10 protein-coding genes are annotated in these 12,877 nt (G+C 59.8%); 9 read left to right on the top strand and 1 reads right to left on the bottom strand.

Annotated features, from left to right (window positions below; all coding sequences use genetic code 11):
- The first annotated feature begins 13 nt into the window (after positions 1-13).
- Positions 14-1,435, top strand: coding sequence for a glycine--tRNA ligase (locus MTP39_RS09755; protein WP_249240385.1), 1,422 nt, complete (start codon positions 14-16; stop codon positions 1,433-1,435).
- Positions 1,436-1,689: 254 nt separating this feature from the next.
- Here MTP39_RS09755 and hisS read toward each other — a convergent pair whose 3' ends face one another.
- On the bottom strand, positions 1,690-2,931 hold the full coding sequence (gene hisS, locus MTP39_RS09750) for a histidine--tRNA ligase (RefSeq protein ID WP_249240384.1): 1,242 nt from the start codon (positions 2,929-2,931) through the stop codon (positions 1,690-1,692).
- A gap of 162 nt (positions 2,932-3,093) precedes the next feature.
- Here hisS and MTP39_RS09745 point away from each other — a divergent pair, with 162 nt between their 5' ends.
- The 8 genes from MTP39_RS09745 (at position 3,094) to MTP39_RS09710 (ending at position 12,856) form a co-directional block, all read left to right on the top strand.
- Positions 3,094-4,287 carry an MFS transporter gene (locus MTP39_RS09745; RefSeq protein ID WP_249240383.1) on the top strand — a complete coding sequence of 398 codons (1,194 nt, stop codon included), beginning with the start codon at positions 3,094-3,096 and terminating at the stop codon, positions 4,285-4,287.
- A gap of 329 nt (positions 4,288-4,616) precedes the next feature.
- The gene (locus MTP39_RS09740; protein WP_015537775.1) at positions 4,617-5,318 is read left to right on the top strand and encodes an iron-sulfur cluster assembly scaffold protein; all 702 of its coding nucleotides are present in this window, start codon (positions 4,617-4,619) and stop codon (positions 5,316-5,318) included.
- A gap of 18 nt (positions 5,319-5,336) precedes the next feature.
- Complete coding sequence (locus tag MTP39_RS09735; RefSeq protein ID WP_005935035.1) at positions 5,337-6,335, top strand: GGGtGRT protein; 999 nt, start codon at positions 5,337-5,339, stop codon at positions 6,333-6,335.
- Positions 6,336-6,444: 109 nt separating this feature from the next.
- Positions 6,445-8,361, top strand: a complete 1,917-nt coding sequence (locus tag MTP39_RS09730) for a flavocytochrome c (RefSeq protein ID WP_249240382.1) — start codon at positions 6,445-6,447, stop codon at positions 8,359-8,361.
- Positions 8,358-8,759 carry a NusG domain II-containing protein gene (locus tag MTP39_RS09725; RefSeq protein WP_249240381.1) on the top strand — a complete coding sequence of 134 codons (402 nt, stop codon included), beginning with the start codon at positions 8,358-8,360 and terminating at the stop codon, positions 8,757-8,759. Before MTP39_RS09730 ends, MTP39_RS09725 begins: the two co-directional genes overlap by 4 nt.
- 334 nt (positions 8,760-9,093) lie before the next feature.
- Entirely contained in the window at positions 9,094-10,884 is a 1,791-nt protein-coding gene (locus MTP39_RS09720; RefSeq protein WP_249240380.1) for an HlyD family efflux transporter periplasmic adaptor subunit, read from the top strand.
- 14 nt (positions 10,885-10,898) lie between these two features.
- Positions 10,899-11,648, top strand: a complete 750-nt coding sequence (locus MTP39_RS09715; RefSeq protein WP_055185809.1) for an ABC transporter ATP-binding protein — start codon at positions 10,899-10,901, stop codon at positions 11,646-11,648.
- Positions 11,645-12,856 carry an ABC transporter permease gene (locus tag MTP39_RS09710; RefSeq protein ID WP_249240379.1) on the top strand — a complete coding sequence of 404 codons (1,212 nt, stop codon included), beginning with the start codon at positions 11,645-11,647 and terminating at the stop codon, positions 12,854-12,856. Before MTP39_RS09715 ends, MTP39_RS09710 begins: the two co-directional genes overlap by 4 nt.
- Positions 12,857-12,877 lie beyond the last annotated feature (21 nt).

Here is a 12,877-nt window from a genome sequence, read left to right as displayed (position 1 = left end):
AGGATGTACTACAATGGAACAGAGCGAAAAGACCCTTGACATGATCGTCAATCTTTGCAAGAACCGTGGTTATGTGTTCCCCGGTTCCGAGATCTATGGCGGTCTGGCCAACAGCTGGGACTACGGCCCCCTTGGCGTGGAGTTCAAGAACAACGTCAAAAAGGCATGGCTGAAAAAGTTTGTGCAGGAAAGCCCCTATAACGTGGGTTTGGATGCTGCCATCATCATGAACCCCCAGACTTGGGTGACCACCGGCCATGTGTCCAGCTTCTCGGACCCCCTGCTGGATTGCCGCGCCTGCAAGGCACGCCACCGCGCCGACAAGCTGATCGGGGAGGAGCACCCCGAGGTGAACGTGGACGCCATGAGCTTTGACGAGATGGATGCTTTCATCGCAGAGCACGAGGATATCGTCTGCCCCGTCTGCGGCAAGCATGATTTTACCCCCATCCGCAAGTTCAACCTGATGTTCAAGACTGCCATCGGTGTGACCGAGGATAGCTCCTCTACCTGCTATCTGCGTCCCGAGACCGCACAGGGCATCTTTGTCAACTTTGCCAACATCCAGCGCACCACCCGCCGCAAGCTGCCCTTCGGTGTGTGTCAGGTGGGCAAGGCCTTCCGCAACGAGATCACCCCGGGCAACTTCACCTTCCGCACCCGCGAGTTCGAGCAGATGGAGTGTGAGTTCTTCTGCAAGCCCGGTACTGATCTGGACTGGTTTGCTTACTGGAAGGACTACTGCGAGAACTGGCTGCTGAGCCTTGGCATCAAGAAGGAGCATCTGCGCCTGCGTGACCACGAGCCCGCAGAGCTGGCCTTCTACAGCCGTGCTACCACTGATATCGAGTACGCCTTCCCGTTCACCGACTGGGGCGAGCTGTGGGGCATTGCAGACCGTACCAACTACGACCTGACCCGCCATCAGGAGGCTTCCGGCAAGAGCCTGGAGTACTTCGACAGCGAGACCAACGAGCACTACATCCCCTATGTCATCGAGCCCTCTCTGGGCTGCGACCGCGTGGCGCTGGCCTTCCTGTGCGAGGCTTACGACGAGGAGCACCTGACCGACAGCAAGGGCAAGGAGGATATCCGCACCGTGCTGCGTCTGCATCCGGCTCTGGCTCCCTACAAGTGCGCTGTGCTGCCCCTGAGCAAGAAGCTGGGCGACAAGGCCATGGAGATCCGCAACGAGCTGAGCAAGTACTTCATGGTGGACTACGACGATACCGGTTCTATCGGCAAGCGTTACCGCCGCGAGGACGAGATCGGCACCCCGTACTGCATCACCGTGGACTTTGACACTGTGGGCGACGAGGCCAAGGGCATTGCTGCAGACAACTGTGTCACCGTCCGTGACCGCGACACCATGGAGCAGGTGCGTATGCCCATCAGTGAGCTGAAGAGCTACATCGAGAGCAAGATCGAGTTCTAAAAATACACTATCATGCACAAAAGCAGTCCCGCCGGAGCACCGGCGGGGCTGCTTTTTGGTTATGACGGCTGCTTTTGGCTTCAGATGCCGCTGCTCTCTGCGGCCCTTCCTGTGAAAAAGTGGCTCAGAAACGTCCGCAGACGTTTCTGAGCCACAGATCATAAAATAATCTTTCCGCTGAAAATGGTCAGAGCGCAAGCGGAGACCATTCAAATCGTCAGGCTTGAAAAGATGCTTTGCTCTGCCAGGGCGGTTTACTGCTGGGCGAAGATCTTTACCTCGTCCTTGTCCATAAAGGCTGCGCCCGCAAAGCCTGCGGCTTCCAGCTGACCCAGCTGCTTGCCCAGCTTTTTGCCCTGCGGCAGCACGGTGACGTTGTACTGCTCGCGCAGCGCGGCGGCCTTGCTCAGCACAGCAGGGAAGTCAACGTCCTTGCCGTACAACAGGGCGATCTTCTGCTTTGCACCGGGGATCTGGTAGCCCTGCTCTAGCAGAATGCCGCACACCCGCTCGAAGCCGATGGAGAAGCCCACGGCGGGCACCTGCACGCCAAGGAACTTGCCCACCATGTTATCGTAGCGTCCGCCGCCTGCCACAGCACCGCTGAACTGCGGGCAGGTCACCTCGAACACCATGCCGGTGTAGTAGCCCTGACCGCGCACCAGACTGGGGCAGTAAGCTACCTGATAGCGTCCGGCAGCCAGCGTGTTGGCGGTAGCCAGCACATACTTCAGGTCATCGGCAATGGCGGGGTCGGCGCAGCGGGCAGCCACAGCGTCCAGCGTTACGTCCCCGGCGGCGATAAAGTCTGCCAGTGCTTGGATGGCGCTTTCCGGCAGCTGCTTCTCGGTCAGCTCGGCCTTCACGCCCTCGGCACCGATCTTGTCCATCTTGTCAAAGGTGATGCAGACGGAGTCCAGCGTATCGGCGGCAAAGCCCATGCTCTCCAGCATCCCGCGCAGGATGCGCCGGTCGTTGATGTTAACGGTAAAGCCGGTAAAGCCGATGTTCAGCAGTGCACGGGTGGTCACGTCGATCAGCTCCACCTCGGCGTTGGGGGAGGCATCGCCCAGAATGTCGATGTCGCACTGCACGAACTCGCGCAGACGGCCCTTCTGCGGGCGCTCGGCGCGGAACACCCGGTCGGTCTGGATGACCTTGAAGGGGCTGGGCAGCTTATCCTTGTTGGCGGCGTAGTAGCGGCTCAGCGGCAGAGTAAGGTCGTAGCGCAGACCCATGTCGGACAGCTGTTTGGGGTCGCCGGTGTTCAGGGCGGCGGTCAGCTTGTCGCCGCGCTTGAGCACCTTGAAGATCAGGTTCAGGTTGTCGCCGCCGTCGGACTTGTCCAGATTTTCCATATCCTCCAGCATAGGCGTGGAGATGCGCTCGAAGCCGGCAGAGCGGTAGGTCTCCAGAATCTTGCCCTGAATGTAGTCGCGCAGGGTCTGCTCAGCGGGCAGCAGGTCCCGCATACCCTTCAAAGCCTGTGTTTTCATAACAGTAATTCCTCTCTATCTGTAAATTGTACCCGCCCTCGATGTCTGAAAAGGGGCGGGAGCGTTTTTAACTCAGTACTTTACCATTATAAAGGATAATGCCGGATTGTCAATCCAAATGGGCACACTATCGCAAATTGCACAAATCTTTGAGGTGAAAGTATGAAGCAGCAGTTTGCAGCAAAACACCCATGGACGATTCTGGCTGCGGGGGCAGCCATTCAGGTGCTTACCGGCTTACCGGCGGCGTGGGGCGTATTTCAGCAGCCGGTCATGGAGGAATACGGTCTTTCGGAGCAGGGGGCGGGCTATGCCTTTGCCCTGCTCATTGCCGCCTTTGGGGTGGGGTGTGTGCTGGGCGGCTTTTTACAGGATCAAAAGGGCCCGCGCTGCGCGGCGTTGTGGGGCACAGCCCTGCTCTGCGGCGGCTTTTTTGCAGCGGCCTTTCTGCCGGACAGGGCAGGGTGGGGGTTCTTTCTGGCCTTCAGCATCCCGGCGGGGCTGGGCACGGCCTTTTTGTACCCCTCTATCCAGTCCTGCGCCCAAAAGTGGTATGCGGGGCGCAAGGGACTGGCGACCGGGGTCATCGGCGGGGCAGTAGGACTTTCCGGTGCGTTCCTTACGGTATTCGTCCGGGCGGCGCTGCGGGGCTTTGGCCCGGTGCAGGGGATCCGGGGCGCGTTCTGGGCACTGGGTGCGCTCACTTTGCCGGTGTGTCTTGCGGGCAGCGCGGTGCTCAGCGACCCGCCGCAGAAAAAGCAGCAGCCAAGCGGCAAAAACACCCTCGACCTCTCCCCGGGGCAGATGCTGCGCACAAAGCAGTATTGGCTGTGCGCAGGCGCAGTGTGCTTTTCCACCCCGGCGGTGCTGCTGTTCAGCCCCATCATCTTAAAGCTGGGCATGGAGCGCGGGCTGGACGAGACTGCTGCGCTGTGGAGCATCGTACTGGGCAGCGTGGGCAGCGCTGCAGGCCGGATGCTGATGCCCATGCTCAGCGACCATATCGGCCGCCGCGCCACCGACCTTGGGTTGTTTGCGGCTTCGCTTGCGCTGTCGGCGGCGTTCTGGGCGGCGCGGGGCTGGTGGGTGGTGGTGTGCTACGCCGGGCTTACCTTCTGCTACTCGGCGCTGGCGGCGGTGCTGCCTGCCCTTTCCACCGATCTGTTCGGCCTGCCCCATGCAGGGGTGAACTACGGCTTTCTGGCTTTGGGGCAGAGTGTGGGCAGCCTTGTGTTCCCCTTTGCGGCCAACTTGCTGGCGCTGGAAAACGGGCGGCACCTGCTTGCCATGGCCGGTGCGGCGGCGGGTTTTGCGGCCATCTGGGCGCTGCATCCGGTGCAGAAAGACCCGCGCTGAAACGCGCAAAAAGAAAAGGCTGAAAAAAGTTTGCCGGTGCTTACGGCAGAATTGACAAAAACTTGACGACTGTTTTGTATAAAGCGGTGGAAATGACAGTTAGTGCCGAATGACCGTAAAACCCGGCTGTACTTTTTGCAGGAAATGACTTGCAAAATTCGTCCGTTTTCTCTATAATAAAATCATGCGTGGTAGTACCGGTGCAGGCGCTGAAAGAGAGCAGCGCACCCGGTTCGGATGCAAGCAGTATGGAGCAGCGGCTGTGCCGGCAGGGCGCGGCGGCGGTTTTGTGCTGCCAAAGCGACATTTGTCAAAAGGAGAGTATGATTATGACCTATTCGCAGCAAGTACAGAATATGTGCCCGATCACCAAAGGTCCTAAGCATGGTCCGGCTCCCATCCCCGAAGAGGGCGCATGGGTCAAGGCCTATGAGATCAAGGACATCAGCGGCTACACCCATGGTGTGGGCTGGTGTGCACCCCAGCAGGGCACCTGCAAGCTGTCCCTGAACATCAAGAACGGCGTCATCGAAGAGGCTCTGGTGGAGACCATCGGCTGCTCCGGCATGACCCACTCTGCTGCTATGGCAGGCGAGATCCTGCCCGGCAAGACCATTCTGGAAGCTCTGAACACCGACCTGGTGTGCGACGCCATCAACGTGGCTATGCGCGAGCTGTTCCTGCAGATCGTCTACGGCCGCAGCCAGACCGCTTTCTCTGAGGACGGTCTGCCCATCGGCGCAGGTCTGGACGATCTGGGCAAGGGTCTGCGCTCCATGACCGGCACCATCTTCTCCACCAAGGAGAAGGGCGTGCGCTACCTGGAGCTGACCGAGGGCTACATCAACAAGCTGGCAGTGGACGCTAACGATGAGGTCATCGGCTATCAGTTCGTTAAGCTGGGCAAGATGATGGAGGATATCCGTCACGGCAAGACCCCCAACGAGGCTTACGAGAAGAACGTGGGTACTTACGGCCGCTTCAGCAAGGAGCAGGGCGCTGTGAAGTACATCGACCCGCGTGAGGAATAAGAGAGGAGGAACAACTCAATGGCAACTTTTGAATCTATGGATCGCCGTATGCCTAAAATCGAGGCATGCCTGAAGGCTAACGGTCTGGAGTCTCTGGACGCTTGCAACGAGATGCTCCTCGCTAAGGGCATCGACTGCGACAAGATCGTCCGCGGCGTGCAGCCCATCTGCTTTGATAACGCTGTCTGGGCTTACACTCTGGGCACCGCTATCGCTGTGAAGCGCGGCCTGACCGACGCTGCCGAGTGCGCAGCTGCAATCGGTGAGGGTCTGGAAGCTTTCACCATCCCCGGCTCTGTTGCTGAGCAGCGTCAGGTCGGTCTGGGCCACGGCAACCTGGGCGCTCGTCTGCTGAGCGAGGACACCACCTGCTTCGCTTTCCTGGCAGGCCACGAGTCCTTTGCTGCTGCTGAGGGTGCTATCGGCATCGCCCGCACCGCAAACAAGGTCCGTAAGACTCCTCTGCGCGTCATCCTGAACGGTCTGGGCAAGGACGCAGCTTACATCATTTCCCGTATCAACGGCTTCACCTATGTGCAGACCGAGTACGATATCCCCACCCAGACCCTGACTGTGGTCAAGGAGATCCCCTTCTCCGAGGGTGAGCGCGCAGCCGTTAAGTGCTACGGCGCTAACGACGTTATGGAAGGCGTTGCCATCATGAAGAAGGAGGACGTGCAGTGCTCCATCACCGGCAACTCCACCAACCCCGTCCGCTTCCAGCATCTGGTTGCCGGTACCTACAAGAAGTGGGCTATCGAGAACGGCAAGAAGTACTTCTCCGTTGCTTCCGGCGGCGGCACCGGCCGTACCCTGCACCCCGATAACGTGGCTGCAGGCCCCGCAAGCTACGGCCTGACCGACTCTCTGGGCCGCGTGCACGGCGACGCTCAGTTCGCTGGCTCTTCTTCTGTGCCCGCACACGTTGAGATGATGGGTCTGATCGGCATGGGCAACAACCCCATGGTCGGCGCTACCGTTGCCTGCGCTGTTGCTGCAGCTCAGGCCAACGCCTAAGTCTTTCCTAAGTTTCAGCGAGGGGGAGCTGCTTTCCGAATGAGCAGCTCCCCCTTTTTTGCTGATAGATATCCGAACACAAGCAACCCAAAGTAAGAAGGAAGAAACAATGAAAAAGAATCAGATCCGCAAGAGCGTGGCTGCACTGGCCATGGCGGCTGTTGTAAGCGTCAGCCTGCTGGGCTACGGCTGCGGCAGCAAGCCTGCCTCCTCCACCGCAGGCGTGTCCGGCGAGTTTACCGGCACCGCCAAGGGCATGGGCGGCGATGTTACCGTTACCCTGACCCTGACCGACGGCAAGATCACCGGCTGTACCGCTGAGGGCAAGGACGAGACCCCCGGCATCGGCACCATGGCTCTGGAGCAGCTGCCCGGCGCGATTGCCGAGAGCGGCAGCATTGCCGTGGACGGCGTGGCCACCGCAACCATCACCTCTGACGCCATCAAGGAAGCTGCTGCTGCCGCTCTGGTCGCAGCCGGCCTGAACGCTGATGACTACAAGACCGAGGTCAAGGCCGACACGACCAAGGCCGAGGACTCTACCATTGACGCAGACATTGCCATCGTGGGTGCAGGTGGTGCAGGTATGACTGCTGCCATCACTGCTGCTGCCGAGGGCAAGAGCGTGGTCATTCTGGAGAGCCAGCCCATGGTGGGCGGCAACTCCGTGCGCGCTACCGGCGGCATGAACGCCGGCAAGACCGTGTATCAGGACGAGAACGAGTTCGGCGAGTCTGCAGGCGTGGAAAAGACCCTCAAGACCGCTGCTGAAAAGTACGCCGACAACGCTACCATCACCGCTCTGGCAAAGACCGTTTCTGAGCAGTGGGCAGCTTATCAGGCAGACCCCAAGGGCTACTTCGACTCTGTGGAGCTGATGGAGCTGGACACCATGATCGGCGGCAAGGGCATCAACGACCCCGCTCTGGTGGAGACCCTGTGCTCCAACAGCGCTGACGCCATCGACTGGCTGGACGAGCACGGCATCACCCTGCACAGCGTTTCCAGCTTCGGCGGCGCATCCGTCAAGCGTATCCACCGCCCCGTGAATGCTGAGGGCAAGACCGTTTCTGTGGGTTCCTACATGATCCCCCTGCTGCAGGAGAACTGCGACAAGGCCGGCGTGCAGACCCTGCTGAACACCACCGCTACCGAGCTGCTGACTGATGCTAACGGCGCCGTTGTGGGCGTGAAGGCTACCGGTTCTACCGGCGAGACCGTCACTGTGAATGCCAAGGCTGTGGTGCTGACCACCGGCGGCTTCGGCGCAAATCTGGACATGGTCACCGAGTACAAGCCTGAGCTGAAGGGCTTTATGACCACCAATGCCGCAGGCGCACAGGGTCAGGGCATTGAGATGGCTACCGCTGTGGGCGCTGACACTGTGGACATGGATCAGATCCAGATCCACCCCACCGTGGAGGCTAACACCGCTGCCCTGATCACCGAGGGTCTGCGCGGCGACGGCGCTGTGCTGATCAACGCCGAGGGCAAGCGCTTTATCGACGAAGTGGGTACCCGTGACGTGGTTTCCGCTGCCGAGATCGCTCAGACCGGCAGCTACAGCTGGCTGGTGGTGGATCAGGCTATGGTCGATGCCTCCAGCGTCATTCAGGGCTATATCAAGAAGGGCTACACTGTGACCGGCCAGACCTACGAGGAGCTGGCAAAGGCCATGGGCGTGGACGAGGCTGCTTTTGCCGAGACCATGAAGACCTGGAACGGCTACGTTGCCGCCAAGAACGACCCCGACTTTGGCCGCACCAGCTTTGCAAAGGCTCTGGATACCGCTCCCTACTACGCCATCAAGGTCACCGCAGGTGTGCACCACACCATGGGCGGCCTGAAGATCAACACCAACACCGAGGTGCTGAAGGCTGACGGCTCTGTGATCCCCGGCCTGTTCGCAGCAGGTGAGGTGACCGGCGGCGTGCACGGCGCAAACCGTCTGGGCGGCAACGCTGTGGCCGACTTTACCGTCTTTGGCCGCATTGCCGGTGCAGCTGCCAGCAAGTACGCTGCATGAGCATAAAGCAAAAAAACTCTGACACCGCCGCCCCCAAGGGCAGCGCGTGGAAGAAAAATGTGATCTTTGCACTGGTGGTGCTGGCACTTGCCGCAGGCATTTTTCTTGCGGTGCGGGCGCAGCACCCCGCCAAGGGCAGCGGCTTACAGGCCGTTGTGGATTTCGGTGACGGCGTTACCGAGACTTTGCCCCTTGCGCAGGATCACGATTACCTGTACGAGGTAGGGGACTACATCGTGCACTTGCAGGTAAAGGATGGTGCCATCGCGTTTTTGGACAGTCAGTGCCCGGACCATGTCTGTGAGCAATTCGGCTGGCTGGACAAGGACGGCGCATGGGCCGCCTGTGTGCCCGCAGGGGTGTATGTGGTGGTAGAGCCCACCGCAGACGCAGGGTAAAACAGAACAGATCAGCCGGGCCTTCGGGTCCGGCTGATTTTTTATCTGGGATTCTGAAAAGCCTGCGGGCTTTTCAGGATCACTTTTTCACAGGTAGGAGAGCAGGGAAGAGGCGGTTCGGATCGTATTATAAAAGAAAACGCAGCTGCTCAGCGGCGCACAAAGAAAGCCGTTCTTTGTTAAAAAAGTCTGAAACTTTGTGGAAATGCCGTGAAACGAAAATTGGACGCTTGTTTATCGGGGCAAAATGCGCTACACTACAAATATGAGTTTCTGATGGACGTTTTTTATAAAAAACGCTTTGTCATAAAAGAACCTAGGAGGAACGGCAAGAATGATCTGGAACAAGTCTAAACAGCCCGCCGACCAGCAGGACGCAGCAGCTGCACCGAAAAAAGGCGGCGCGGCAGCCTTTGCCCAAAAGAACTGGAAGTGGCTGGTGCCGGTGGCTATCGTGGTGCTGGCCGGCGGTTGGTGGCTGCTGAAGCCCAAGAGCGCAAAGCCCGCCAATGTGGATACTTCCTATACGGAGGCGGTGCCCGAGACCCGGGATGTCTCCAACACGCTCAGTGGCACCGGCACGCTGAAGCCCGCCAATACTTACAGCGTTAAATCGCTGGTGTCCGGCAAGGTGCTGACCGGCAGCTTTGAAGAGGGCGATATCGTGGAAGAGGGCACTGTGCTGTACACGGTGGATTCCTCCGATGCCACCACCAAGGTGGAGCAGGCAGCCATCACCTTACAGCAGGCGCAGCGCAGCTACGATAAGACCGCCGACCGTCAGTATGTGCGTGCCGAGGTGGCGGGCGTCGTCAGCAGCCTGAAGGTGAACAAGGGCGATGAGGTAAAGAGCGGTCAGGAAGTGGCCGTGGTGCGGGACAGCTCCAAGATGAATCTGGTGCTGGAGTTCCCGGCTGCGGATGCTGCCAACTTCTCGGTAGGGCAGGCCGCCCAGGTGACGCTGGACGGTACCTTTGAGGTGCTGCCCGGCACTATTACCTCCGTGACCGGCACCGATGCCCTGAGCACCGGCAATCTGCTTACCCGCACCGTGACCATCTCGGTGTCCAACGCAGGCGGTCTGACCACGGCACAGGCTGCAACGGCTACCGTCAACGGGGTAAGCTCCATTGCAGCGGCAAACTTCCAGTATCAGGCCGAGCGCACCTTGACTGCGCTGGCTTCCGGCACCGTGACCGCTATCAATGTGCGGGAGGGCGGCAACGTGAACAAGGACGATATCATCCTGACCCTCAGCGGTGAGGAACTGACCGAGTCCATCCAGTCTGCCTCCGAGACCCTGCGCGGCGCGGAACTGTCCATGCAGAATCTGCAGGACACCATGGATAACTACACCATCACCTCGCCCATCAGCGGCACCATCATCGAAAAGAACGCCAAGGTGGGCGATGCCCTGAGCACCAGCACCGATCTGTGCACCATTTACGACCTGAGCTATCTGGAAATGACCATCAATGTGGATGAGTTGCAGGTCAGCAGCCTGAAGGTGGGGCAGTCCGTACAGGTGACCGCAGACGCCGTGAAGGATAAGACCTACGAGGGCGTGGTCACCCGTGTGTCCATGAAGGGCGATACCAGCGGCGGCACCACCACCTACCCGGTGACTGTGCGCATCGACGAGACTACCGGTCTGCGCCCGGGCATGAATGCCAACGCCGAGATCGTGGTGGCGCAGGCGAAAAATGCGCTCACGGTGCCTAACGCCGCCATCGTGCGGGGCAATTATGTGCTGGTGCGGCAGGACTCGCCCAGTGCCGTGAACGCCGATGACTCCATGAGCGCACCGGAGGGCTATGTGTATGTCAAGGTCAAGACCGGTGTCAGCGATGACAACTATACGCAGGTGACCAGCGGCCTGTCCGAGAGCGATACCATCGCTTACGACCCCAGCTCTGTGAGCAGCGACAGCTACTACGACTACGGCGGCTATGACTACTCTGACGGCGAAGTAATCGGCGGTACCGAAAACGCCGCAGACCTCACTGAGGGCGGCGAGGAAGTGCTGCCCGAGGAAACCGAAAACAGTGAAGAACCCGCAGCAGACGGCAACGAGCCGACAGACGGCATCGACCCCGCCGAGGCCGGCGCAGTCGTGGTGGATTGACGCAGGAGGGATGAATGAGCGCTCTGATCGAGTTTGATGCGGTGTGCAAATATTACCAGATGGGCGATACCACGGTAAAGGCTGCCGACCACATCACTATGAAAATCGAAAAAGGCGAGTTCGTGGCCATCGTGGGCCAGTCCGGCTCGGGCAAATCCACCTGCATGAACATCATCGGCTGTCTGGATGTGCCCACCCATGGCACCTACCGGCTCAACGGCCGGGATGTGGGCAAGATGAACCGCAACGAGCTGGCCGCCATCCGTAACGAGATGCTGGGCTTTATCTTCCAGCAATACAATCTGCTGCCCAAGCTGAACCTGATGGAAAACGTGGAGGTGCCGCTGGTGTATGCGGGCATCTCCCGCGCCGACCGCCACATCCGCGCCCGGGAGGTGCTGGAGCAGGTGGGGCTTGGTGATAAGCTGAAAAACCGCCCCAACCAGCTTTCCGGCGGCCAGCAGCAGCGTGTGTCCATCGCGCGGGCACTGGTGCGCAACCCGCCGGTCATTCTGGCGGACGAGCCCACCGGCGCGCTGGACTCCCATACCGGCCGCGAGGTGCTGGGGCTTTTGCAGCAGCTGCACAAGCAGGGACACACCGTGGTGCTGATTACCCACGACAACTCTATTGCCGTGCAGGCCGACCGCATCATCCGGCTGGAGGACGGTCAGGTGGTGTATGACGGCGACTCCCACGCACCGGAGGCTATGGTGCAGCCTACTTTGCTGCCCGAAACGCCGGAAAAGGAGGAACAGGCATGATCTTTGAAACCTTCCGGCAGGCCATCCAGAACGTGTGGAGCAACAAGCTGCGCACCTTTCTGACCATGCTGGGCATCATCATCGGCGTGATGGCGGTCATCGTCATCGTAGGTCTGGGCAACGGCATGACCAAAAGTATGCGGGACAGCTTTTCCGCACTGGGCACTAACACCCTGAGCATTCAGGTGTGGGGCTACGGCTCCCGCTCAGTGTCGGTGGAGGAGATGTATGACATCTGCCAGCGGCATTCCGACCTGATCAAGGCGGTGTCGCCCCAGATCGAGTTCAGCGGCAAGGCCAGCGGCACGCTGAAGATCGGCACCACCAGCTACCGCTGGTCCCATATAAGCGGCGTGGACGAAAGCTACACCGAGATGAAAAACTACCAGCTCGCGCAGGGACGCGGCCTGCAATACATGGATATGCAGGACAACAAGCAGGTCTGCATCATTGGCGATTACCTGAACCGGGTGGCCTTTGGCGGCAACGGTGTGGGACAGACGCTCAAGATCGGTGCTAACAAGTTCCGCATCGTGGGCGTGCTGGCAGCCAAGGTCAGCGACCCTACCATGCAGCAGGGCAGCGACGATGACTGCGTTTACCTGCCCTATACCACCGTGATGCGGCTCTCCAGCCAGAGCTCGGTCAACAACTATACGGCGGTGATGACCGACGAAAACTTTGCCAACGAGGCCAAGACCACGATGGAAGAGGAACTGATGTCGATCCTCAAGACCGAAAACGGCTACTATGTGTACAGCGCCAGCGAGTGGCTGGAGGAAATGAACAAGATGATCAACATGGTCATCGTGATACTTACCGGTATTGCCAGCATTTCGCTGCTGGTGGGCGGCATCGGCATTATGAACATCATGCTGGTGTCGGTGACCGAGCGCACCCGCGAGATCGGCATCCGCAAGGCGCTGGGCGCAAAGGAGCGCACCATTCTGGCACAGTTCGTGGTGGAAGCAGCCACCACCTCCGCGCTGGGCGGCGTTTTGGGCATTGCGCTGGGCTATGCGGTGTCCATGGCAGCCAACAAGGTGCTGCCCATGTTCATGACCGATACCACCGTCACGGTAAGCCCCTCCTTCAACTCCATCGTGGTGGCCTTTGGCATCTCGGTGGGCATCGGCGTGCTGTTCGGCTACCTGCCGGCACGGCGCGCAGCCCGGCTGAACCCCATTGAAGCATTGCGCTACGATTGATCGCGGCGGCGTGATAAACAA

The organism is Faecalibacterium sp. I3-3-33, from assembly GCF_023347295.1.
Classification (GTDB): domain Bacteria; phylum Bacillota; class Clostridia; order Oscillospirales; family Ruminococcaceae; genus Faecalibacterium.
Note: the sequence above shows the minus strand (reverse complement) of the source record. Positions and strands in the feature narration are given on the sequence as shown.